The following is a 23,398-nucleotide window of genomic DNA, read 5'->3' as shown; positions in this document are numbered from 1 at the left end:
CGGTTCAGTCGTCCCGCTTGATTCCGGGGTTCGTGACCGCGCCGTTGGACGCCGAATCGAAGGCGTCGCCGTACTTTCTGAGCACGCCGCCGTCGTAGGCGGGGTCGGGCTGTTCCCACGCGTCGAGACGAGCTTGCAGTTCCGACTCGGAGAGATCGACGTCGAGGCGACGCTCCGGAATGTCGACCGTCACGTGATCGCCGTCCTCCAAGGCGGCGATCGGACCGCCGACGAACGCCTCCGGGGCGACGTGGCCGATCATCGGCCCGCGAGTCGCGCCCGAAAACCGACCGTCGGTGAGAAGCGCCACGTCGTCCTCGTGGCCGGCACCGACGACGGCCGCGGTGACGCCGAGCATCTCGCGCATGCCGGGACCGCCCTTCGGTCCCTCGTTTCGGATGACGATGACGTCGCCGGACTCGATCCCGCCCTCCTGGACGTAGGCCATCGCGTCCTCCTCGTCTTCGAAGATACGGGCAGGCCCCTCGTGGTGGAACTCGTCGTCACCGGTGACTTTGAGCACTGCGCCATCGGGCGCGAGGTTACCCTTGAGGATTTTGATAGCCCCCTCCTGCTCCTTGGGGTCGTCGATCGTGTAGAGGAAGTCGGCCTCGATTTCGTCGTCCGTGGGGATGCCGTGTTCGTCCTCCAAGAAGGCGAGTTCCTCCTCGATCGTTCGACCGGTGACCGTCATCGCGTCGCCGTGGAACAGCCCAGCATCGAGCAAGCGTCGGATGACGACGGGGACGCCGCCGACCTCGTGGAGATCGTTCATGACGCGCTGGCCGCCGGGCTGGAGGTCGGCGATCTTCGGCGTCCGACGGGAGATCTCGTCGAACTCCTCGATCGTGAGGTCGACGCCCGCCTCGGCGGCCAGCGCGAGCAGGTGGAGCACACCGTTCGTCGAGCCGCCGATCGCAGTCTGTAGCGCGATGGCGTTCTCGAAGGACTTCTTCGAGATGATGTCGGAGGGACGTCGATCGGCCTCGACGACCTCGACGGCGAGTTCGCCGGCTCGTTGGGCGATCGCGTAGCGTTCGTGATCCTCGGCTGGCGCGGAGGCGCTGCCGAGCGGCGCGAGCCCCAACGCCTCGGAGATAGACGCCATCGTGTTGGCCGTGAACATGCCACCGCAGGAGCCAGCCCCGGGGCAGGCGTGCCGTTCGAGGTCGTCGAGTTCCTCGCCGCTCATCTCTCCCTGCGCGTAGGCACCGACCCCTTCGAACACCTGCACGATCGTCACGTCGCGACCATCGTGTTGCCCCGGCATGATCGAGCCACCGTAGAGGAACACGGAGGGGAGATCGGTTCGGATCGCGGCCATCATCATCCCCGGAAGGTTCTTATCACAGCCGGCGACTGTCACCAACGCGTCCATCCGCTCGCCGAAGGAGACCAACTCGACGGAGTCGGCGATGAGTTCGCGGCTGATAAGCGACGCCTTCATCCCCTCGGTCCCCATCGAGATGGCGTCGGAGATGGTGATCGTTCCGAACTCGATCGGCATCCCGCCGGCCTCGTCGATCCCTTCGAGGGCGGAATCGGCGACGTCGTCGAGGTGGACGTTACACGGCGTGATGTCGGCGGCGGGGTTCGCCACGCCGACGATCGGGGAGGCGAGATCCTCGTCGTCGAAGCCCATCGCGCGGAACATCGCCCGATGCGGGGCGCGTTCGGGACCCTCCGTCACGTCGCGGCTCCGGAGGCTCTCGTCTTTTCCGTATCGGCCGGGCTCCTGTTTTGATGGAGTCTGCTGGCTCATACGTGTGCCAAGATGCCGAACGACTTAATCACCCGCATCTCACCCAAGCCGCGGGACGTGGGGTAACTCGATTTCCGAGACGGTGGACGTTCGTCCACCGTCGTCGCGACGTGTGTTTACATACTACTAGTTGTATTAGGCCACGTACTACCTATGTTGCTACCATATCGGCACGTATGCGCCCAAATAACACCCAAACGTGTTTTGAAGTGTACGAATGTTTCTACTGTGGCGTTCGCGCCGAGGGGATCAACCCGGGAACGTGTGAGGAATGCGGCGGCGAGTTGTTACATCTCGGCCGGTCACGGGACCTTTGACACCCCCCACGCCTGAAGTCGTGGGATTCCTCTCGTTGGAGTCTCAGTCGTCTGAGTCCCTGAGAGCGATATTCCCGCCCATAGCAGTACTCTGGTTTGTGTATTCCTCGTTGGCCGTCGTCTCCACAAGGGAGAGCGGGCGCTGGTCGTCCCGCCAACGGTGGTTGTTCCACTCGAGGTACACGGGTCGTGCCATCGACTCAACCGCGGTCGTCTGCTGTCTCAGCTACGAGTCCGACGCTACCAAGTCAGCGTGTCGTTCAACCCCGCATGGACACGTCAGCGAATCTTCGTGACGAATCGTCTCTTCTCGTTTGGCACACTTGGGACACTCCTAACTCGTCCCGCGCCTCGGATTCTTCTTCGACCGTGATACCGTACTCTTCGCATACCGTCCCCGAGGCGGTTAATGAATCGGCGGTACGCCCTGAAGTTGTGCGTCTTCTCGTTCACAACCGGAGACCAGTGCGTCGAGAGAACGCCTTCGATACCGCCCACGTTGACATCGAAACGTCTTCATCGTATCGGCGTTCCATGAGATTGCGGATGAGGCTGTCCTGGGCGTGGGTGCGACGATTCGTGCGCTTGCGGTGCAATCGGTCGATACGTTTGCTGGACCCTTTCCGGGTTTCGAGGAGCGATTGGTAGTACGCGATTCGCTCCGTGGTGTCACGGAACTGCTCGAAAAGTTGATTTGTGAACGTCGAACCGGTTGGCTCGCTTCATTACTCCGTTGTACGAAATGGTAATCGGCAGGCATACCAGCGCACGCTACCCCGCTGTCGAAACGCACAACCGTCCCGTCCGCATACGACCGCCAATGCGCGTCCGTGTCGACGCCGGTGCCAGATTACACGTCGGGTTTCAGAACCTCTCGTTGGCCCACGAGCGGCTGTACGGCGGCGTCGGCGTCGCGCTCGAATCACCCGAAGTAGTCTTGGAGGCCGAACCCACCGACCGGATCGTCTGCTCGGACGCTCTCGTCGAAGCGTACGCGGAGCAAAGCTGTGACCTGCTCGGCGTCGGAGGCGTGTCGATCGACGTGATCGAGGCGCTCCCGCGACACGTCGGGGTCGGAAGCGGGACGCAGACCGCACTCGCTGCGCTCGCCGCTGTCTCGCGCGCACACGGAGTGACGGTGAGCGTCCGCGAGTTGGCCCCGTCGCTCAACCGAGGCGGTCGAAGCGGCGTCGGCGTCGCGACCTTCGAACGGGGTGGGTTCGTCGTCGACGCCGGCCATCCGACGGAGCGATTCACCACCGCGCCACCGGCGGCTGGCGAGTGGACCGTCCCGGCGGTCACGGCGCGGCACCGCCTTCCCGACGAGTGGCGGTTTTTGATCGTCCTCCCCGAGGCTAACGAGGGACGAAGCGGCGAGAACGAGGAGGAGAGCATGCGGAGCGTCGTCGAGAACGCCGATCCGTCGGTCGCCGATTCGCTCGCGACGCTTCTGATTCGTCGACTCCTCCCGGCCGCCGCCGAGGGACGACTGGAAGCGTTCGGCGACGCCGTCGGCGATTTCGGCCGCCTCAACGGTGCGTGGTACGCCGACGAGCAAGGCGGTGTCTACCGGCCCCCGGCCGGCCGACTCATCGACGAGTTGACCGAATCGCCCGCCGTTCGCGGCGTCGGTCAGTCCTCGTGGGGGCCCGCTGTGTACGGGATCACCGACCAATCGCTCGCCGAGGAGGCACGAGACACCGCGGCAGCGGCGCTCTCGTCGATCGACGTCGAAGGCGACGTTCGGATCGTCCGACCCCGAAACGACGGCGCGCGGATCACCGAAATCCGGTAACCGTTTAAGCCTGTTGCGTTCGAGAGGCGCGTATGGACCGCATCCCCTTCGGGATTCGCCGGTTGGATACGACGATCGGTGGCGGCGTGCCCGCCGGGAGCGTCGTCTTGCTGTCGGGGGAGGCAGGCGCCGGTGCCCGGGAGTTCATTTACACGACAGCGCTGATGAACGGCCTCGTCGAGAGCGATACTGATCTCTTCGAGTTGTACTATGGGTCGCTTTCGCCAGATGCGCACGCACCCCCAGAAGTCCACTACGTCTCATTCACCGCCGAAAAGCGACAGCTTCGATCCGAGATGGCACTCACGATGGACGGGGAGATCGTCGACGCAGCCGTCGACAACGTTATTTTTCACGACCTCGCGGCCGAGTATTTTCGCCTCAGTCCGGTTCCACGCACGTGGTACGCCGAGCGGGCGAACCTCATGTTCGAGCCGGGCGAAACACGGGATCGAAAGAGCGTCCCCGAAGCGCTCGGGGATACGCTGACCGACCACGCACCCGGTAATCTGGTCATCATCGACTCGCTCGTCGATCTCATCGACGCGCCGACCGACGACCTGGCGTGGGACGACATCCCCGTTCTTTTAAAAGGAATTTCCCGGGCAGCGTTCGAATGGGGCGGGATGGTACTCGTTCACGTCAACAGGGAGTCGCTCGACGAGCAGCGGCACGGTCAACTGGTCGACGCCGCCGACGGAACGCTCCTCTTCGAGTGGGAAAGCGGCGGCTCGACGCGCGATCGGACGATGGTAGTGAAACAGTTCCGGGGAGTGCTCTCGCGAATCGAGGCCGAAGACATCGTCCGGTTCGAAACCGAAATCGGCGAATCCGGATTCGACATCAGCGACGTCCGGAAGATCAGATAGCGGACGACGACAGCCGTTTCAGCCGCCGAATCGGCCGAACGCTTAACAGTAGGTCGGCCCTACCACTTCCCAATGGACACCGAATCCGCCGGCGATGCAGAACTGTCGGTGGCACTTCCCCCGTCGCTGTGCGAGTGGCTCGACGAGCGAGCCGCCGCGCTCGGAATCGAGCGCGAGGCACTGTTGGTCCAGTTGCTCGAAACGCACCGAACGGCCGCGGAGTTCGACGAGGAGGGGTCGCGATCGCTGTTCGAGTCGGTCGAGAGCGGCGACCGGCTCGTGTTCGACGGGATCGACGTTCGATTCGAGGAGACCGACGACAGGATCGACGAGGTGGCGGCGAGAACGACCGACATCGACGGTCGAGTGAACGAACTCGACGCGAAGCTCACGAACAACGTCGAGGACCTCCGCGAGCGCGTCATCCAGTTGCGGGACGCGATCGAGGAACGCGCGCCAGCCGACCATTCCCACGCGGAGTTCGAAACGCTCTCCGATCGCATCGAGACGCTTTCGGACGAGTTCGTAACGGCGAGAGCGGAGGTCGCCGAGGTCAAGGCGTCGCTCGAAGCCGTCGAGGCGGAGATCAGCCCTGTCGACGGCCGACTCGAGACGGCCGAGGAGAAGCTCGATCGACTCGCCCGCGCCCTCGTCGCTCGGAAGCGCCACACTGAGGCCAACGCGGCGGCCGACGCCGAACTGAACGAGCTCCAGCAGGCGGCGAACCGACGCGGGACGGCGACGGCAGACTGCGGCGGCTGTGGCGAGTCCGTTCGGATCGGGCTCCTCTCGACCCCGACGTGTCCGCACTGCGATCGCCGGTTGTGCGGGCTCGACGAATCGAACTCGCTGTTCGGGTTGTTCGCGTCGCCGACGCTGGCCGTCGGGTCGGGAACGCGGGAGTCCGCCGATGAGTGACGAGCCAGCCGCGAGAAAAAACGGCGATCGGGACCCGCTCGCCGACGACCCGTTCGCCCAGTTGGACGGGGACGATATCGAACTCGAAGTCGACGCTGACGCGCTGTTCGAGGAGATGGAGGTCTCGCCGCTCGACGACGAAGCCGTCTGGGCGGCGATCGAAACGGAGGAGGAAGAGGAGGCGGCCGGTGAGACGGCGGCGGATCCGTCTGGCGAGCCACCGGAAGCCGTCGTGCCGAAAGAGCGCTACTGTACGACCTGTGAGCATTTTTCCGAACCACCCAACGCGACCTGCAGGAATCCTGGCACCGAGATCGTCGAGTTGGTCGGCGTCGACTCGTTCCGAGTTCGAAACTGCCCGATCGTAGAGCGGCGGCGCGAGGACGCCGTCTTTTCGGACGGATCGTAACCGCTGTCGTCCGCCACGATTCGTCGCGCAGTCGCGGTCCCACCACCGCCGATCGAAAAGGCGAGGCGTCCCGACGAACCCCGGCGACCCAAGCGCGTCAGTGACCCACGACTGATCTCGTGGGCTTCCTCGTCGATTTCTGTGAGCGTGCACCGCGAGCGACCGCGCACGACGAGCCGCGGGCGTCGAGACGGCCGAGGGCTTTCGGGCGGGCGCGCGGTTCCGTGGACCGTCACGACGCACCGACACCGACTACTCGCGACGCCCTCAGGCTTTTCAACGGGACGGTCTAACCACGGCCATGCAGTTTTGCGACGACTGCGGCTCCCTGATGCACGCCGACGGCGACGAGATGGTCTGTTCGTCCTGCGGAGCCGTACAGCGAAAGGACGCGACGCGCGCCGAGTCGTTCGTCAGCACCGAAGCCCAGACCGACGACGACGTGATCGAGTCATCGGCGGACGCGGACTTCGAGGGGAAACCCACGGCGACCGACGTTATCTGCGACAAATGCGGCCACGAGGAGGCGTGGTATACGATCAAACAGACCGGCGCGGCGGATGAACCGCCGACGCGGTTTTTCAAGTGCCGAGACTGCGGCTACCGCTGGCGCGAGTACAATTAACGACGAATCGGACGGCCGTACTGACGAGCAGGGCTACAGTTTCGGCCCCGGACCGCCCTGCGGCCCGCCTCTGGGCGGACCTTGGGAACCGGGAGCGCCACCCGGCGGCGAGCCGTCGACCGGACTCTTGTCCTCCTCGCGGCCCACGTCGAGCATGCCGGCGACCTTGCGGCGGTTGACCTCGCCGATGTGGTCGGCGATCGTATCGATCAACTCGACCATCGCCTCTCTGACCGGGCTGTCCTCGAGTTTCACGGCGGGAGCGGCCGTGCCGTCCGCGCCGAAGTCCGCGTGAATCGGGATCTGCCCGAGCAGGTCAACGTCGTAGGCCTCGGCGATCTCCTCGGCTCCGCCCCGTCCGAACGGGTCGTGCACGTCGTCACAGTTCGGACAGTGGTACAGACTCATGTTCTCGACGATGCCCAACACGGGCGTGTGGTGTTTCTCGAAGAGGCGAAGCCCCTTGCGGGCGTCGTCGACGGCCATCTGTTGGGGCGTCGTGACGATGACGACGCCGGCGACGGGGAGCGTCTGGACGAGGTCCAACGAGGCGTCGCCGGTCCCCGGCGGGAGGTCGACGATGAGGTAATCGAGCGCGCCCCACTCGACGTTCTCGAAGAAGTGCGTCATCACGTTGTTGACCATCGGGCCGCGGAGGATGGCCGGGTCGTCCTCCTCGCCGAGCAGAAAGCCCATGCTCATGACCTTTACTCCGTCGGCGGTCGGCGGGACGATCTTCTCCTGTGGCGTCACGCCGGGGTCATCCTCGACGGGGAGGACGCGGGGGGCGTTCGGACCGTGTATGTCCGCATCGAGCAAGCCGACGCGCGCACCCATCTGTTCGAGTCCCGCAGCGAGGTTCGCGGCGACGGTCGTCTTTCCGACGCCTCCCTTCCCAGAGGCGACGGCGACGACGTTTCGGACGTTCGGCATGACCTCCTCGTCGAAGCCGTGTTCCTCGCCGGCTTCGGCGTACAGGTCCGGTTCGAGGCCAACGTCTTTGACGGCCGCTCGGATGGCGTCGCCCAGTTCGAGTTCCGCGGGTGCGAAGGGGGTGTTGAACGCCAGCGAGATCGAAGCCGTACCGTCGTCGATCGTCACGTCGTTTATCAATCCCATCGTGACGATGTCCTCGCCGACGAGCGGATCTTCGACCTCCCGGAGCCGCGCTTCGAGTTCCGATTCGAGTTCGGTCATCTGATCGGCTCCTCTACGGCTTGCGGACGTATGAGACTTTATCTTCGTTCGATCGGCACAGGCGACGTTCAACGATGACGCGAGACTGAAAGAGATCGGATCGCGGCCGCCCTACATCGCGGGCGGGAAGACGATGCCGAGCAGGATCGTGAAGATGTAAACTCCGACCCACATCGAGACGATAAAGCCGACGAGGTACGTCAGTGCCAGCATCGCTTTACCGAGATCGCGCGGCTTTCCGACGAACCAGCCGATAATCGCGGTGTACACCGGTAGACCGATGATACCGAAGATTACCCAAGTGCCGGGATATAGAACGTTCCACACGTCGAATTCGGCCATCAGTCATCACCCTCCATTGATCCGTGGCCCTCGTCACGGAGTTCTTCGATCGCGTGTAACTCGATCACCGGTATGACTTTCAACACCACAAGGAAGAACAGCGTACACAGCGCGATCGTTCCGACGAGCGACGCCATCTCGATCGGACTGGGGAAGTAGTGTCCCGGGGAGTTGTAGTACATGCTGAACGTCGGGTACTCGAGCCCCTCGAAGACGAACAACACCTTCTCGACAAGCGTACCGGAGAGTATCAACAGCGACGCAGCGAGTGAACGGACGGGACTGAAGACGTCCGGTTTCACCGCCTGTGCGAAGATGTACGCCATTGCGATCAGGACGACCCCGATCGCGAACTGATACGCCGGTGCGGTGACCTTCGCACCCGCGACGGCGCGTTGATCCAACGGCGCGGCGTAGACGCCCGTGATGACCTGCTGGAGCTGCAGCCAAAGGAAGAGCAGCCCGAACAGGCCGAGCCACAGCGTCAGTCCACGGACGACATCGTCCGTGAGGATATGATACCAGTCGTAGGCACGCCGCAACACGAGCGTGAGGATGATGACGCCTGCGATAGCGGACGTGAGCGCGATCGTCAGGAACTGCGGACCCTGAACTGCGCCCTGCCAGCCGGGCATCGACGGCAACAGCGCGAAGAGCCACGGAATGACGCCACCGTGAAGCAACAGCGGCGCCATCACGATGACGCCCAGCGCGAGCCACCAGACGATCCGTTCAATGATCTCGTCTTCGGTCTCGGTGTAGCCGAGCGTCGCGATCTTGTACACCGGTTCGAGGATATCCGGCAGGTCATCGCGAATGCGGGCGAGGTCGTAACGGATCGTCAACCCGAGATACGTGAGCGTCATCACCATGTACATCGTGATGACGGTCACGTCCCACACCAGCGGTGACTGGTGGACGGTGACCGGGTACGACTGAATCACACTCCAGGCCATTCGGTCCGGACGACCGAGGTGGATCATGATGTAGAATCCAGCCATGCTCAACGCGCCGATGGTCAAAAGCTCGGCGAGTCGAGCGACCGGCAGGTATCGTTTCATCCCGAACAGCCGCACCGCGGCCGAGAGGATGATACCACCGTGAGCGATCCCGACCCACCAGATGAACGCGCCGATGTAGAGGCCCCAAGTGACGCCACCCGCGGATCCCCAGTCGGCGAGGTTCGTGACCGCCAGCCCGCGCTGGAGTTGGATCGACCACAGGCCGAACCAGATCAATGCGAGGACGCTGGCGACCGCGAAGACGATGTAGTATCCCATCGAGGTGCTCTGCATCGGGCGCACGATGTCGTCGACAGAGGGTGTATTCGACGACATCAGTCATCACCCGCCCCGAACGTGAACTGATCGAGGTGGTGTTTTCGGTTGTCCTCGACGCCGATCTGTTCGTAGGTGACCGGGCCATCGACCTGCTCGGCCTCGGGACCGGGTTCGTTACCCAAGTAAACGACGTTCGGGTCGGTGCCGAGGTCCTCGAGGAGTTTGAACGCCGACATCTTCCCCCACGGGGTGACCGTCTCGCCCCAATCTTCACCGTTGTCGAGTTCGGTGTCTTGTTCAAACTCCTGCTCTGCGCGCTGACGGAGGTACTGCTGCGGGCGACTCTCGGGGTCGTTCATGTCGCCGAAGTGAATCGCGCTCATTCCGGCCGCATCGCAGGCGTCCTGACAGGCGGTCGTTCCGACCTTCTCTTCGCCCTGGTGGCCGTCCTGTCGCGACGGACAGTACGTACACTTGCCCATGACACCCTGCGGTGGGCGCATATCGTTCCACTGACCGCGTCCGTCGTGGATGTGGTCGTTGGAGTCGACGAGTTGCTGGTTGCGCTCCTCATCGGGGAGCTGTTTCAGCTCCTCGAAGTCGTTCTCGGAGCCCGGAAGCTCCTCGTACGGAACGTCGGGTTCGCCCCACTGGAAGTAGTTGACGCCGTACGGGCAGGCGACCTGGCAGTACCGGCACCCGATACAGGTCTCGTAGTTCGTGAGAACGATGCCGTCCTTCTCTCGCGTGTGTCGCGCACGAACCGGGCAGACTTTTTCACACGGCGCGTTGGTGCAGTGCTGGCATGGGCGAACGAGCAGGTTCTCCTGCTCGGTGTTCTCGTCCTCGTAGGCGAGCACGTACATCCAGTTCGCACCGGTCGAGGTCTGGTTCTCCTCGATACAGCCAGTGACGCACTCGAGACAGCCATCACAGCGTTCGAGGTCGATGACCATTCCCATCTGTTTGCCGCTTCGGGAGGTATCGCCGACGGGTTCGGCACCGTACCCGTCGTCTTTGGGGTCACCCGAACTCTGCGCGGATGCGACGCCGCCGAGACCGAGTGCCGCAGCCCCGGCACCCATCTTCTTCATCGTGTCTCGACGACTCTGGTTCATCTCCGCATCGAGATTCGAGAGTTTCTCCACGACGCTTCCGTCGCCGGATAGCTTGTCGAGGAGCCCTTTGTTCTCCTCGGCTTCCATCTCCTCGAAGGCCTCGACCGTCGGCCGGTCGTCGACTTCGAACTCCTCGATGACCGCTTCGTTGTATTTCTCGTGGAACTCCGCTTCGGAGATCTCACCCTGGATGAGCCGCATGGAATCCTTAGCCATTTCCATGCCGAGTTCGGTATCGTACTCGGTTTCGTCGAGCATCTCCCGCATCTCGTCTTCGTGCTCGGCCCCCATCGGATGGAACGATTCGTCCGCTGTGTTGTCGTTGTCCCCGCAGCCACAACTGCCGTGACCACAGGAGTCGTCGTCTCTACTCATTTGGTAATCACCGTTTTCCGTGGTCCCGCCACGGATACTGTCCCGTCCGGACACGGTTGATCGCGCAAATCGACGATCGCAGCACGTCGGTGCGCATCCGGATCGGGGTCCAAACAGTGCAGATAAATACTATGTTCACCGAAGTTGCCGTCCGACCCGGTACTCCGGTCCGGAGTACCGCCGGACTGCTCCGCGACGGCGGTTGGCCCCGTGACAACCTCGATGGCTGGAGGTGCGGTGGCAAGTCCGTCGTCCGTTTCGGCGATTCCGTTCAGTACCTGAACTTCTCGACTGCCCGTGTTGTCGGCGAACGATCCCACGTTAGCTACTCTGACCCCGACGGATCGGTTCGAACCGTCGGAGCCGGACGCCGTGGGTGAACCACCGGACCCCGAACGGTCGGGCGTCGTCGGATCGATACCATCCGTCCGGATTCCATCGGTGGGTTTTCGCCTGTCGGCACCGGGCACTGCCATCAAGGTGGGTCTTTGGCCGAACGGTAATAAAGACTCCCCATTGCCTGCCGAGAGACGACCGCTAGGGGGACAACACCGGTCGTTTTTCAGCCCATCAGGAATACCGGTCCGGATCGAATTTCGCGACGACGGTCGGCGGCACACCACCAACTGCTTCGACTCGATCTCCGATCATGACCGATCGATTCGTCCATCGAACGACGGCGTCGCCGGAGCGGCGAACTTAACCGACCGCCACCCCAGACACGAATAATGACTGACGACGGTACCGGTGAGGACGACCACGGATCACCCGAACGGGAAGCGTTCTGTCACGATCCGATCGGACACGCCAAGATTTCCGCGGGGATGACGGTCGCCGAACTGGCAGCCGAGTACGGGAACGCCGGGATCGGCGCGGCGGATCTTGCGGAAGCGATCGACGTGACTGCCGAGCTGCTCGAACGCGAGGACACGACCGTATTTTTCGGGCTGGCTGGGGCGATGGTCCCGGCCGGAATGCGCGCGATCGTCGCTGGCCTCATCCGAGAGGGGCACATCGATGCGTTGGTGACGACCGGGGCGAACCTGACCCACGATTCGATCGAGGCGATCGGCGGCAAACACCACCACGGAACGCACGAGCATCCCGATTACGAGGAGCGGGAGTTTGACGAACGACTCCGCGATGAAGGCGTCGACCGGATATACAACGTCTACCTTCCCCAGGAGCATTTCACGCTCTTCGAGGAGCATCTCCGGGCGGAGGTGTTCGACGCGATCGGCGAGGAAGTCGTCTCCATCGCCGACTTCACGCGCGAACTCGGACGGGCCAACGCCGATGTGAACGCCCGCGAGGAGATCGACGAGGACGCGGGAATCGCGGCGGCGGCGTACGAACACGACGTCCCGATCCACGTCCCGGCGATCCAAGATTCCGTCCTCGGACTACAGGCGTGGCTTCACTCTCAGGTCAGCGGCTTTTCGCTCGACGCGCTCGCGGACATGTCACCGCTGAACGACCTCGCCTACGAGGCCGACTCGACGGCCGCGATGGTGATCGGCGGTGGCGTGCCGAAAAACTACGTTCTCCAGACGATGCTCGTGACGCCCGGTGCGTACGATTACGCCGTCCAGTTGACGATGGATCCGCCCCAGACCGGTGGCCTCTCGGGGGCGACGCTCGACGAGGCCCGATCGTGGGGGAAACTGAAAAAAGAGGCTCGAAACGTCTCCGTGTACGCGGACGCGACGATCACGCTTCCACTCGTCGTCGCCGGCGCACTCGATGCGATCGAGTGATCGACAGCAAAAGTCGTTCGTGGTCGAACCCCGTCCCGAACGCTACAGGGAGACCGTATCCGTGCTCCCACACTCCGGACACTGTGTCAGTTCCCCGAGCGGCGGGTGATAGACCGATCCCCACGCACCCGCGTCCGGTGGCGCCTCGAAACCACATCGTCGACAGCGGTGGAGTTCAACGGTTCCCATGATATATGGTACCGCGTTGGCATACATAAATCCATTCTCTCGAACGGGAGAACGAACCAACTTTTGTGCCCCATTGGCGACCGATCGTTATCGGACCGTACCTCATCCCCGTCGCGATCGTCGGCTTCACCGGCGTCATGAGCCGATACGTCGTCGGTATCGGCGGGATCGTTCTCGCGGCGCTGGGTCTCAGCCCGAAGATCGGCGCGCTCGTCACGACGAACCCGAGCGCCGTCTCCGGCGGAGCCGTGTTGCACACGGCTGGAATGATCGCCGCCAGCGGGACACGACTCATCTTCTCACAGACCGACCGCAACCGGCGCAACATGGTCATCATCGCCGTCGCGTTGAGGCCCGGGTTCGGCGTCTCCACTCGGCTCGGCGCACTCGCGGGACCTCCCGAGGCCGCCGAGACGTTCTTCGGCTAGCCCGTCGTCGTGACCGCGCTGTTGCGCTCCTGTTGAACGCGTCCGTCCCCGGTCGACAGAGCCCGCTGTTCGATCCGCACCCGCGGACGGGCCGGGGGCGCTCGAGACGCCCGCCACCGACGACTGAGGTTTTTAATTCTTCGCGTGCGTACGTCTTGTCGGCCGATGACGAGCGCTCTTTCCCGAGTCGGTGTAGGCAGCCGGCGGTGACGAGCCCTATGAGTGCTGAGGCCAGCTCTTTATCCATACGTTTGCGAGGTGCAGTTTTACTCCGGTTTTCGGGTCGAGTGATTCACGACTCATCGCGCTTCGTGACGCAAATCACGATCTGACCGTGATCTGAGCCGCCCGATTTTCGGCGTGTTAGATCTGAAGCGACGTTTCGTTCCCTACGAGAGCGCGCGCCCGTCGAGCGCGTTTGATTCATCCGACGACCAAAATCCGACAGATAGCGTTGGGTCAGGTATAAGCTGCGTCTGGCCCCCGGATTGATTTTGGCCGACTGTCGAACAGCAACAAAAAACCGGATTCACCCCAGCCCGACGATGTGGTCCGCGAGCCGTAACGACAGCGCTCCGATGGTCAATGTCGGGTTCATCGCCCCCGCCGTGACGAAGACGCTCGACGAGGAGACGAACAGGTTGGCGAGGTCGTGCGTCCGCAACTGCGGGTTCACCACGCTCTCGGTCGGGTCCGCTCCCATCCGGGTGGTACCCATGTGGTGCGACGCGTAGCCGGGGTTCTCTGGGTCGGTCGTCTCGATGTCCGTCGCGCCCATCGATTCGAGGATGCGCGTGCCGATGTCGATAGCGTGTTCCAGCGTTTGGACCTCTCGATCTCCGACATCCAGCGCCACGTCCGGGACGGGGTTTCCGTGGTCGTCCGTCTGGCTCTCGTCCAGCGCCACGCGGTTACGCTCTCGCGGGAGCATCTCGACGAGCGCGCTTATCGTCAGCCGCCAGCCGCCCCACTCAGGGCTGTCCTCGACCGATAAGTCGTCGCCCACGACCGGGCTGGCGAAGCTGTCGGACCCGCGGAGCGCGCCGGTTGGGTCGGTCTGACTCCCCTGCTTGAACTCCAGTTTGATGCTTCCGGGCGTCGCTTCTTCGTGGTCGTAGAACTGGTGGGATTCGAGCGGCCACCAGAAGATGGGTTCCTGACCGTCGGGCTTCGGTATCGTCCCCCGGACGCTCGCGATGGGGTGTTCCATGAAGTAGTTGCCCACCAGACCGCTGGAGTTCGCCAGTCCCTCGGGGTACGCCTCCGAAGTCGAGGACAGGAGGAGGCGCGGAATCTCGACCGCGCCACCCGCGAGCACGAAGTACCGGGCCTCCTGACGCAGTTCCGTCGCGTCGGGCGTGTTGTATACCGCGGCTTCGACGGTCTCCCCCGCATCGTCGTGTTCGAGCGACTGAACGGGTGCGCGGTCGACGACGCGCGCGCCCGCCTCTTCTGCCTTCCGGACGTGCACGTCGCCGCTGTACTTCGCGCCCGAGGGACAGACCGGGATACAGGTGCTGTAGCCAATGCACTGACTGCGGCCGTCGTACCCCTCGGAGTTTCGGGCTTGCGGCGCCGAGTGCAGCGTTATCCCGAGGTCCGAACACGCTTCGACGTAGCGCGAGTCAGCCGGTCCCGTGGGGAACGGTGGGAGCGGGTGGTCATGTTCGCGCGGCGGGGAGAACGGGTTGTCGTCGCCGCCCGCGACGCCCAGTTCCGTCTCCGCCTCGGCGAAGTACGACCGCAGGTCGTCGTATCCGAGGGGCCAGTCGCTTGCGAGACCGTACCGCGAGCGCATCTCGAAGTCCTTCTCGTGGAGGCGCGGGGTGTACCCCGCCCAGTGGAGCGTCGTGCCGCCGACGCCCTTGACACGTCTCTGATTGAGGGTGTAGTGCTGCGGCCCCGAGGAGGTGAACGCGTCGCGTTCGCCGCCCATGTCCCAGACGGACTGGACGCTGTCGGGACGGAGCGCACGCTCCATCCGCTCGATTCGCGAGCCGAACTCGAATCGGGGTCCCGCTTCGAGGACGACCACGTCGAGTCCCGCCGTCGCCAGCGAGTGTGCGAGGAGTCCGCCGGCGACGCCGGCACCCACGACGCAGACGTCCGCCCTCGGCGACGGGGAGCGATCGACCTGCGTCGGTCGTCCGTCGTCCGCGCTCATGGTTCCCCCGTGTAGGAGGCGAACCCGCCGGGAAAGCCGACCGGGTTGCCGATACCGAACAGTTCGGTCCCGGCGGGTCGGGTTAACAGCGCGTACAGAACGGCGTTGACGATGTGATAGCGGACGCGTTCGGCCAGCGTCCCCTTCGGTCTCGATTGAGCTCGGTTTACCCCGAGCGTCGCCAGCAGACGTTCGCCACGCGCTCGGGAGAGCGCGCCGAACGACACGCCGAAGTGTCGGCGCGAGCGACTGTCGAGCTCGTACAGGGCGGTGACGAGTTCACGAATCCGGTCGTCGCTCAGTCCGTCGACGTAGGCCGAAATCACGGGTTCGACGTCTTCGGGCGCCGCCGGGTGGACGATATCGGCGACGGTGAGCAGGCCGTCCATTCCGGCGTCGGAGAGCGGGCCGTCGACCATCGTCCGGTCGAGCAGCTCGTAGACGCCGAGACCGCCCGCGGAACTCGCACCGACCAGACCCAGGAGGGCCTGCCGTCTAGTCGGTCTCATCGGGCGGGGACCTCCGACCGCTCTCGCTCCGACGGCTCGACCAGAAGGACCACGAGCACCGACAGAAGCACCGAACCCAACAGCACCTGTAGCCGGCCCGCACCGGGTCCGAACAGCGTCGGCTGACGCAACAGGAGGACGAACTCCAGGTCGCGGCTCGTGAACGCACCGGCGGGAATCTTCTCGAACGTCCGGTAGCCGACGCTCGCTACCGTCCCGAGGCCGACCCATCCGAGCGTTACGGCTGCGACTCGGCGGAGGTTGGGCCGGCCGTCGAACCGCCGTCGCGGGGCGGCTGTGACCCCGAGCGCCGACGCGCCCGCGGACGCGACCCGTCCAAACAGACCGGCCAGCGGGAGCGCGAACGGGATACTCAGGAGGGCGAACTCGGCGAACGCCGTGGGCGCGGCGACAAAAAACGGTGTCCGGTGGATGACTTCGCCGCCCCATCCGGAGATGGCTGCCGCGCCGGCCGCTGCGATGGTGACGGCGGGAACGAATCGACCGAAACCGACCGAGACACGGGGGGCGTCGGCGTCGAACCATCGGAGGAGTTTGCACGTTGCGTAGCCGAGATACAGGTGGGCGCCCGCGCCGACGAGGGTGCCCGGTCCGAGCGAACTCGTCGCCGCATCGCTCAGCACGTATCCGAGCGGAATTCCCCACAGCGCCGCGGGCCCTGCCGCCAACAGCACCGGAACCGGGAGCACCGCGGTCAACTCGACGACCGAGAACGCCGGAATCGACACAGCCCCGGAGAGCACCCGCTCTCCCAGCGTGACGAGAAGGTAGAGCGCACCGACGGCAGCGACCAGTGGGAGGGAATCGCGACTGGGGAGGATCCTCCGACCGATTCCGTCGTTTCGCATACCCACAGATAACACCCCACATATTAAAAAAACATTGCAGTATAAACCGGACGGCGAAAGCCTGTGGGAAGGCCCCGTTCTCAGGCAGTACCTCGACGGCGAGCTCGACCGCGAAGAAGCAATCGAACGTGTCGACCATCGGTTGATCTTTCTCACGGTACGCGGAGATGACGGCACAGACGGCACGCACGATCGACGGCGGGAGCTTCGACGACCCCGAGTGGATGCGCCGTTACCTCGTTCGGGTTGCGGAGTACTATCGATGCGCGTTCGTCGGATTCGAACGTGGGGCGTACGCCGACGTTCCGGATCCGTGGCCCATCGCGTTCGGGACTGCGATCCATGGGCCGGCTGTCGTGATCCAAGACGCATTTCTCGGAATCAACGCCCACATCGTCTACGATCTCGCGCTGACGTTCACCGATGTCGATCCTTATCCAGGTCGCGACGTCAAGCACGCGGGCCACCGGCGGATCGACGCGATACTCGCGCGTCTCGTGGTCGTCCAACGAGAACTACTCACCGAGCGATACGCCCCTGGGCTCTCCGCGGCCGGCGATGGTATAGCTGACCTCGACGAACGGTGATCGGCGTCGGCGCTTCGTCGTGCTCGCGAGATGGCGTGGCGAACGGCAGTCATTCGCTCGGAAACCTACTGGAGCGTGGTACGGTCCCACACCGACCGGCTGTGTTCGCAAACCGCGACCGGTGGCGCATCGTCGTCGTCGTTGTCCCCACGGACCGGCCCGTCGACGATGCGAACCCTCAGAGCGATCGGAGCCGAGGGATTCGATTCGAATCGTACACGAGAGCGTTCCACGGGCGAGTGGGGGATGAGAAGGCGTTCGTCGGCCGCTGAACCGAGTCAGACGAACTCGCTCGGTTGTCCGACGTCGAAGGAGGTCACGGACGAAAACAAGGAGGAGGGCATCCTCGTGATGTTACATTGTCGAATACCGTTTCGTCGATCATCGATGCGGAAAGAAGATACATTATCAGTCAGGAGCACACTCATCGAGATACCGATCCGAAACCATGTCTGGTAAGTACGACCTCATCATCGTCGGTGGCGGAATCAGTGGCGCGTCGCTGTTGTACACGACGGCGAAGTTCACCGACATCGACTCTATCGCACTGATCGAAAAGGAACCGGAGATCGCCGCGATCAACACTCACCGAACGAACAACTCCCAGACGCTGCACTTCGGCGACATCGAGACCAACTACACCCTCGAGAAGGCCGAGGAGGTCAAGGAGGGCGCGGAGCTTCTCGCGGGCTATCTCGAACACTACGACGGCAACCGCGAGATGCACGCAAAGCGGAGCAAGATGGTGCTCGGCGTCGGCGACGAGGAAGTCGAGAAGCTCGAACGTCGCTACGACGACGAGGGGTTCGGCGACCTCTTCCCGAAGCTTCGAGCGATCGGCCGCGAGGAGATCGCCGAACTGGAGCCGAAGGTCGTCAAGGACCGCGATCCCGGAAAGGAGATGCTCGCCCTCCAGACGCCTGACGGCTACGTCGTCGACTACGGTGCCGTGACGGAATCGCTCGTCGAACGCGCCGAGGACGAAGACGGTGTGGACGTCTACACCGGCACGGAGATGACGGACATCACGCCGACGCTGGACGGGTACACCCTCGAGACGGACGCCGGTCGATTCGACTGTGACGTCGCCACCGTCGCCGCCGGTTCCCACAGCCTCCAGATCGCGAAGGAACTCGGCTACGGCGAGGACAAGGTGTTGCTCCCCGTCGCCGGGAGCTTCTTCCTCGCGGACGATCTGCTGAACGGGAAAGTGTACACCCTCCAAATGAAGAAGCTCCCGTTCGCCGCCGTCCACGGCGACGCGGACGTTCACGACCCCTCGATCACGCGGTTCGGACCGACCGCGAAACTGGTGCCGACGCTCGAACGCGGCCGGATCTCGACTGTGAGCGACTTCTTCGACGTGTTCGGACTGAACGCCGCCGCATTCCTCAGCTACGCCAACATCCTCTCGGATCGGATCCTCCTCCCCTATGTCCTCAAGAACCTCCTGTACGATCTACCGAAGGTCGGACCCAAAGCGTTCCTTCCCCACGTCCAGAAGGTCGTTCCGAGCGTCGAACTCGACGACATCGAGCGCGCGAAGGGGTACGGCGGCGTCCGTCCCCAGATCGTCGACACAAACAACAAGTCACTCGACATGGGCGAAGCGAAGATCGTCGGCGAGGACATCATCTTCAACATCACCCCGTCTCCGGGCGCATCGACGTGTCTCAAGAACGCGATGAAGGATACGCAGACTCTGATGGACTTCTTCGACGGGGAGTACGAGTTCGACGAATCGGTCTTCCGTGCTGACACGATCGACAACTTCCCACGCGCGGACGGTTCGCCCGACTTCGACGGGTCGAACGCCGCCAACGGCGCTAGGAGTTCTGACACATTGGAGGACGTGCCCGCGAGCGACGACTGAATCGGGACAGTAGCGACGAACGCTTACGTCTCGTAGCTGAAACTCACCGAGCGTAATTCGCTCTCCGACCGATCGCCGACGTACTCTTGACCCACCCCCTGATCGGGCCTGATCTCGATGATGACACGAGCCGTATCGACCGGATGTGGGTAGTCGTGGCCCGAGTAGCGCTGTGAGAGTTGGTCTATGTGCTCGCGAGCACCCTCTTCGACGACGTTGTCGACGGTCCCGACGACGGTCATCCGTCGATATGGGGAGTCGGGGTCGATCATACTCACGCTCACGCGGGGATCGTTCTCGACGTTCCGAACCTTCCGTCGGCCGCGTTCGGAGTTGATCAACAGGCGGTCGGTTTCGGGATCGTAGTCGATCCAGACCGCCGAGTTGTGCGGCCGCCCGTCCGGTAGGAGTGTCGCGAAGTGTGCGAACGTTCGTTTCTCGAAGAGGTCGTGGAAATCCTCGGGGATCGTTGACATCGACGTGGGAGAGACGGGGCGGCGACTTGAGAGTGTCGGCGAGTGGCTTCGCCAAGGTTTATTTCCGAAACACCGTACGGTTAGTACATGACGTCGTCCCTGGGTCGGTCCGTTGACCGGGTGTCGGCCCCCGAACTCGCGGTGTTCGTCTCAGGGGTGGCGAGCATGGGACTCGAGATCCTCGCGGGGCGGATGGTCGCCCCCGAATTCGGCAGCAGCATCTACACGTGGGGAAGTATCATCGGCGTGTTCCTCGCGGCGTTGAGCCTCGGCTACCACTACGGCGGCAAGCGAGCCGCCGAACGGGCGAGCGTCGACCGACTGTCGTGGCTCCTGCTCGGGACCGCCGCCTACGTCGCTCTGTTGATCTTCGCCGGTGATCAACTGTTGGCCGTGGGGTCGGCGTTCCCGCTACCGAGTCGATTCGCATCGCTTCCGGCGATCACGCTGCTTTTCGGCCCGCCGACGTACCTCCTCGGCTTTATTAGTCCGTACGCGGCCGAACTCTCCGACACCGAGGCAGTCGGCGAAGCGTCGGGACGGGTGTACGCCGTCGGGACCGTCGGCAGCATCCTCGGCGCGTTCGGAACGACGTTCCTCCTCATCCCCTCGCTCGGCATCGAGATGATCGGATTTCTTTTCGGAGCGCTGCTCGTCGGCACGGCGTTTTTCATCCTTCTTCCGTCGATGGACCGCGAACCGCTGTTCGCCACCGTCGGCGTCGCGATCCTTCTCGTGGCGGCGATCAGCAGCGGTGCGGTCGGCATCTCGACAGGCGGACAGATCGTCTATCAGACGCAGACGCCGTATCAGGAACTCGAAGTGACCGATCTCGGGGATACCCGGACACTGTATCTCGACGGCCAACGGCACAGCGCGATGGATCTGAACGACCCGAACCGGCACGTCTTCGAGTACACCCGATACTTCCACATGCCGTATCTGTTCGCCGAAGATCCTGACGAAATCGATCGGGTGTTGTTCGTCGGCGGTGGCGGGTTCACCGGGCCGAAGCGGTTCGCGACCGAATACAACGCGACCGTCGACGTGGTCGAGATCGATCCAGAGGTCATCGACGTCGCGAAGGAGTACTTTGCGGTCGAGGAGTCCGACCGGCTCAATATATACAACGACGACGGTCGCCAGTATCTCCAAGAGACGGACAAAACGTACGATCTGATCGTGTTGGACGCGTACAAAAAGGACAAAGTACCGTTCGAGTTGACCACAGTCGAGTTCATGCAACTGGCCGACGACCGCCTCTCCGAAGACGGGTTTCTCTTTGCGAACGTCATCTCCGCGCCGAGCGGTCCGGCTTCGGAGTTCTACCGTGCCGAGTACCGGACGATGCAGCAGGTGTTTCCGCAGGTGTACAGCTTCCCGACTGCCGGACCGGGAGTCGTCCAGAACATCGAGGTCGTCGCGTCGAAAAACCCCGAGACAGTGACGGAATCGGAACTGCAAGCGCGGAACGCCGAACGGGACATCGGAATCGAACTCGGGGACGAGATCGAATCCTACCGAGACAGCGAACCGACCGACGACGTGCCGATACTGACGGACGACCACGCGCCGGTCGATAGCCTGCTCGACCCCATGGTCGGACAACGATACGTCATCGAGCAGTCACCCGCCGAAAACAGCACCGCCGATTGATCGGAAGCGTACGCGCGTTTGTCTTTCGCCCTAGCCAACGTTTTCAAGGATCGGTGAGAACGGGAGGTATGGCCGATCCCCAATCACCGATCGGAAGTGCCGGGAGACGACGATGGTAGACGTTGCGCTCTCGGTTGGGCAGATCCTTCTCGCGCTGTTTCTCGTGCTGTTGAACGGCTTCTTCGTCGCCTCCGAGTTCGCGTTCGTCAGAATCCGCTCGACCGTCGTCGAACGGCTGGCCGAGGACGACGTTGCAGGGTCGAAGACGCTGACCGAAGTAACCGATAGTCTCGACGACTACCTCGCGGTCACCCAACTGGGGATCACGATCGCATCGCTCGGACTGGGGTGGGTCGGCGAACCCGCGGTCGCGGCGCTCATCGAACCGACACTCGAAGCGTTCCTTCCGGCGAGTCTCATTCATCTCGTCGCCTTCGCGATCGGGTTCGGAATCATCACCTTCCTTCACGTCGTCTTCGGTGAACTCGCGCCGAAGACGATCGCGATCGCTCAGGCCGAGCGGATCTCGCTGCTCGTCGCGCCGCCGATGAAGTTCTTTTATTACATTTTCTACCCCGGCCTCGTCGTGTTCAACGGAACGGCCAACGCGTTCACGAGCATGATCGGCGTCCCACCGGCTTCGGAAACGGACGAGACGTTCAAAGAGCGCGAGATTCGGCGGGTGCTGGCTCGATCCGGCGAAGCGGGTCACATCGACGTCTCGGAGGTCGAGATGATAGAGCGCGTGTTCGCCCTCAACGACACCACCGTCAGAGAGGTTATGGTCCCCCGCCCGGACGTGGTGAGCGTGCCGGCGGACGCTTCGCTCGACGAACTGCGAGAAATCGTCTTCAGCGCCGGACACACCCGCTATCCAGTCATCGATTCCGAGAACGACGACGAGATCGTCGGATTCGTCGACGTCAAGGACGCGTTACGCGCGAGCGAGATGGGCGACGCCGACGTCACGGCGGCGGATCTCGCGAGAGGAATCCTCATGGTCCCCGAGACCATCGCGATAAACGAACTCCTGTTGCAGTTCCGCGACGAGCACCAACAGATGACTGCGGTGGTCGACGAGTGGGGTGCACTCGAAGGGATCGCCACGGTGGAGGACGTCGTCGAAGCCATCGTCGGAGACCTCCGCGACGAGTTCGATACCGACGAGCGCGAACACACGATCGAGAAGCGCGATGACGGGGGATACGACGTCGACGGCAGCGTTCCGTTATCGGTGGTCAACGAGTCGCTCGGCACGACCTTCGACAGCGATGGATTCGAGACGATCGGAGGGGCCGTGCTGGACCACCTCGGGCACGTTCCCGAATCCGGTGATCACATCGAGATCGATGGGCATGTCATCGAGGTCGTACGGATGGACGGGGCCCGGATTTCGACGCTGGTAGTTCGCGAGAGTGATGCGAGTGAGGACGGTGAGAGTGAGCCAGAAGACGACGGGACCGAGACGAACTGACGGGATCCATACGGCGGGTACGTCTTCGAGGCACAAATGTCCTGATCCAGTAACGTGAATATGTTCGGTTCGGAGAGTACGCTCGAATCATGCTTGTCGTTCACGCGATGTTTCCGATCGACCCCGACCGGATGGACGAAGCGCTCGAACTGGTCGACGAACTCGTCGAGAAATCGAACCGCGAGCCGGGGATGGTCGACTACCGTGCCGCGGTCGACGTTCAAAACGATACCCACATCCGGTTCATCGAGCGCTACGAGGACGCTGACGCGTTCGAGGCCCACATCGGGACGGAACACTTCCAGAATTTCGAGGCGAAGTTACCCGAACTGTTGGGCGGCGAGCCCGAGGCGACGCGCTTTATTGTCAGCGACGCGACCGAACTCGAACTGTAGCGCCCCGGCCGACG

General features: G+C 63.4%; 25 protein-coding genes and 1 pseudogene. 14 read left to right on the top strand and 12 right to left on the bottom strand.

All coding sequences use genetic code 11. The features are described 5' to 3' along the window. Positions 1-4: 4 nt before the first annotated feature. Positions 5-1,762 carry a dihydroxy-acid dehydratase gene (gene ilvD, locus R6U53_RS03320; protein WP_410320945.1) on the bottom strand — a complete coding sequence of 586 codons (1,758 nt, stop codon included), beginning with the start codon at positions 1,760-1,762 and terminating at the stop codon, positions 5-7. Between ilvD and R6U53_RS03315 the strand changes: the two genes are divergently transcribed. Then, complete coding sequence (locus R6U53_RS03315) at positions 1,744-2,079, top strand: rubrerythrin-like domain-containing protein (RefSeq protein WP_410320944.1); 336 nt, start codon at positions 1,744-1,746, stop codon at positions 2,077-2,079. The genes ilvD and R6U53_RS03315 overlap by 19 nt on opposite strands. Positions 2,080-2,305: 226 nt before the next feature. On the opposite strand, the gene R6U53_RS03310 is transcribed toward R6U53_RS03315, so the two are convergent. Together R6U53_RS03310 and R6U53_RS03305 are read right to left on the bottom strand one after the other, a co-directional pair. Next, positions 2,306-2,380, bottom strand: coding sequence for a hypothetical protein (locus R6U53_RS03310; RefSeq protein ID WP_410321132.1), 75 nt, complete (start codon positions 2,378-2,380; stop codon positions 2,306-2,308). Between the two features lie 148 nt (positions 2,381-2,528). Beyond that, on the bottom strand, positions 2,529-2,735 hold the full coding sequence (locus tag R6U53_RS03305; RefSeq protein ID WP_410321131.1) for a transposase: 207 nt from the start codon (positions 2,733-2,735) through the stop codon (positions 2,529-2,531). A gap of 164 nt (positions 2,736-2,899) precedes the next feature. Between R6U53_RS03305 and R6U53_RS03300 the strand changes: the two genes are divergently transcribed. The 5 genes from R6U53_RS03300 (at position 2,900) to R6U53_RS03280 (ending at position 6,695) form a co-directional block, all read left to right on the top strand. Beyond that, on the top strand, positions 2,900-3,874 hold the full coding sequence (locus R6U53_RS03300) for a beta-ribofuranosylaminobenzene 5'-phosphate synthase family protein (protein WP_410320943.1): 975 nt from the start codon (positions 2,900-2,902) through the stop codon (positions 3,872-3,874). A 32-nt stretch (positions 3,875-3,906) separates the two neighbouring features. Then, positions 3,907-4,743 carry an RAD55 family ATPase gene (locus R6U53_RS03295; protein WP_410320942.1) on the top strand — a complete coding sequence of 279 codons (837 nt, stop codon included), beginning with the start codon at positions 3,907-3,909 and terminating at the stop codon, positions 4,741-4,743. 72 nt (positions 4,744-4,815) lie between these two features. Next, a complete protein-coding gene (locus tag R6U53_RS03290; protein ID WP_410320941.1) occupies positions 4,816-5,661 on the top strand; it encodes a hypothetical protein in 846 nt (281 codons plus the stop codon). Further along, positions 5,654-6,070 (top strand): hypothetical protein, encoded by a 417-nt coding sequence (locus tag R6U53_RS03285; RefSeq protein WP_410320940.1) that lies wholly within the window; start codon positions 5,654-5,656, stop codon positions 6,068-6,070. The genes R6U53_RS03290 and R6U53_RS03285 overlap by 8 nt, the downstream gene beginning before the upstream one ends. A 301-nt stretch (positions 6,071-6,371) precedes the next feature. After that, complete coding sequence (locus R6U53_RS03280) at positions 6,372-6,695, top strand: transcription factor S (protein ID WP_410320939.1); 324 nt, start codon at positions 6,372-6,374, stop codon at positions 6,693-6,695. A gap of 33 nt (positions 6,696-6,728) precedes the next feature. On the opposite strand, the gene R6U53_RS03275 is transcribed toward R6U53_RS03280, so the two are convergent. The 4 genes from R6U53_RS03275 to R6U53_RS03260 form a co-directional block, all read right to left on the bottom strand. After that, on the bottom strand, positions 6,729-7,892 hold the full coding sequence (locus R6U53_RS03275; RefSeq protein ID WP_410320938.1) for a P-loop NTPase: 1,164 nt from the start codon (positions 7,890-7,892) through the stop codon (positions 6,729-6,731). A 111-nt stretch (positions 7,893-8,003) separates the two neighbouring features. Continuing rightward, positions 8,004-8,234 carry a hypothetical protein gene (locus tag R6U53_RS03270; protein ID WP_410320936.1) on the bottom strand — a complete coding sequence of 77 codons (231 nt, stop codon included), beginning with the start codon at positions 8,232-8,234 and terminating at the stop codon, positions 8,004-8,006. After that, complete coding sequence (gene nrfD / locus R6U53_RS03265; RefSeq protein ID WP_410320935.1) at positions 8,234-9,571, bottom strand: NrfD/PsrC family molybdoenzyme membrane anchor subunit; 1,338 nt, start codon at positions 9,569-9,571, stop codon at positions 8,234-8,236. The genes R6U53_RS03270 and nrfD overlap by 1 nt, the downstream gene beginning before the upstream one ends. After that, positions 9,571-11,007: a 4Fe-4S ferredoxin N-terminal domain-containing protein gene (locus R6U53_RS03260; RefSeq protein WP_410320934.1), complete on the bottom strand. Its 1,437-nt coding sequence runs from the start codon at positions 11,005-11,007 to the stop codon at positions 9,571-9,573. The genes nrfD and R6U53_RS03260 overlap by 1 nt, the downstream gene beginning before the upstream one ends. Positions 11,008-11,138: 131 nt before the next feature. Between R6U53_RS03260 and R6U53_RS03255 the strand changes: the two genes are divergently transcribed. Beyond that, positions 11,139-11,387 carry a hypothetical protein gene (locus R6U53_RS03255; protein ID WP_410320933.1) on the top strand — a complete coding sequence of 83 codons (249 nt, stop codon included), beginning with the start codon at positions 11,139-11,141 and terminating at the stop codon, positions 11,385-11,387. A gap of 348 nt (positions 11,388-11,735) precedes the next feature. After that, complete coding sequence (locus R6U53_RS03250; protein WP_410320932.1) at positions 11,736-12,764, top strand: deoxyhypusine synthase; 1,029 nt, start codon at positions 11,736-11,738, stop codon at positions 12,762-12,764. Positions 12,765-12,806: 42 nt separating this feature from the next. Here the strand turns inward: R6U53_RS03250 and R6U53_RS03245 are convergent, their stop codons facing one another. Further along, the gene (locus tag R6U53_RS03245) at positions 12,807-12,953 is read right to left on the bottom strand and encodes a hypothetical protein (RefSeq protein WP_410320931.1); all 147 of its coding nucleotides are present in this window, start codon (positions 12,951-12,953) and stop codon (positions 12,807-12,809) included. A 110-nt stretch (positions 12,954-13,063) separates the two neighbouring features. Here R6U53_RS03245 and R6U53_RS03240 point away from each other — a divergent pair. After that, positions 13,064-13,455: pseudogene (locus R6U53_RS03240) on the top strand (solute carrier family 23 protein); the annotation flags it as partial. 455 nt (positions 13,456-13,910) lie between these two features. Here the strand turns inward: R6U53_RS03240 and R6U53_RS03235 are convergent. The 3 genes from R6U53_RS03235 to R6U53_RS03225 are packed head-to-tail and all read right to left on the bottom strand — an operon-like array spanning position 13,911 to position 16,923. Next, entirely contained in the window at positions 13,911-15,545 is a 1,635-nt protein-coding gene (locus R6U53_RS03235; RefSeq protein ID WP_410320930.1) for a GMC family oxidoreductase, read from the bottom strand. Beyond that, the gene (locus R6U53_RS03230; RefSeq protein ID WP_410320929.1) at positions 15,542-16,054 is read right to left on the bottom strand and encodes a hypothetical protein; all 513 of its coding nucleotides are present in this window, start codon (positions 16,052-16,054) and stop codon (positions 15,542-15,544) included. Before R6U53_RS03230 ends, R6U53_RS03235 begins: the two co-directional genes overlap by 4 nt. Continuing rightward, a complete protein-coding gene (locus tag R6U53_RS03225; protein WP_410320928.1) occupies positions 16,051-16,923 on the bottom strand; it encodes a hypothetical protein in 873 nt (290 codons plus the stop codon). Before R6U53_RS03225 ends, R6U53_RS03230 begins: the two co-directional genes overlap by 4 nt. A gap of 167 nt (positions 16,924-17,090) precedes the next feature. Between R6U53_RS03225 and R6U53_RS03220 the strand changes: the two genes are divergently transcribed. After that, complete coding sequence (locus R6U53_RS03220; protein WP_410320927.1) at positions 17,091-17,510, top strand: DUF5995 family protein; 420 nt, start codon at positions 17,091-17,093, stop codon at positions 17,508-17,510. 448 nt (positions 17,511-17,958) lie between these two features. After that, complete coding sequence (locus tag R6U53_RS03215) at positions 17,959-19,383, top strand: FAD-dependent oxidoreductase (RefSeq protein WP_410320926.1); 1,425 nt, start codon at positions 17,959-17,961, stop codon at positions 19,381-19,383. Positions 19,384-19,406: 23 nt separating this feature from the next. Here the strand turns inward: R6U53_RS03215 and R6U53_RS03210 are convergent, their stop codons facing one another. Then, positions 19,407-19,859 carry a PPOX class F420-dependent oxidoreductase gene (locus R6U53_RS03210; protein ID WP_410320925.1) on the bottom strand — a complete coding sequence of 151 codons (453 nt, stop codon included), beginning with the start codon at positions 19,857-19,859 and terminating at the stop codon, positions 19,407-19,409. 87 nt (positions 19,860-19,946) lie between these two features. Between R6U53_RS03210 and R6U53_RS03205 the strand changes: the two genes are divergently transcribed. The 3 genes from R6U53_RS03205 to R6U53_RS03195 all read left to right on the top strand — a co-directional run bounded on the left by R6U53_RS03205 (position 19,947) and on the right by R6U53_RS03195 (position 23,384). Next, a complete protein-coding gene (locus R6U53_RS03205; protein ID WP_410320924.1) occupies positions 19,947-21,515 on the top strand; it encodes a spermidine synthase in 1,569 nt (522 codons plus the stop codon). 112 nt (positions 21,516-21,627) lie between these two features. Next, complete coding sequence (locus R6U53_RS03200) at positions 21,628-22,989, top strand: hemolysin family protein (RefSeq protein WP_410320923.1); 1,362 nt, start codon at positions 21,628-21,630, stop codon at positions 22,987-22,989. 89 nt (positions 22,990-23,078) lie between these two features. Continuing rightward, positions 23,079-23,384: a putative quinol monooxygenase gene (locus tag R6U53_RS03195; protein WP_410320922.1), complete on the top strand. Its 306-nt coding sequence runs from the start codon at positions 23,079-23,081 to the stop codon at positions 23,382-23,384. The last annotated feature ends 14 nt before the right edge of the window (positions 23,385-23,398 follow it).

This window comes from Natronomonas sp. (assembly GCF_046483325.1).
Taxonomy (GTDB): domain Archaea; phylum Halobacteriota; class Halobacteria; order Halobacteriales; family Haloarculaceae; genus Natronomonas.
The sequence above is the reverse complement of the archived record's forward strand: the minus strand, read 5'-3'. Positions and strand labels throughout refer to the sequence as shown.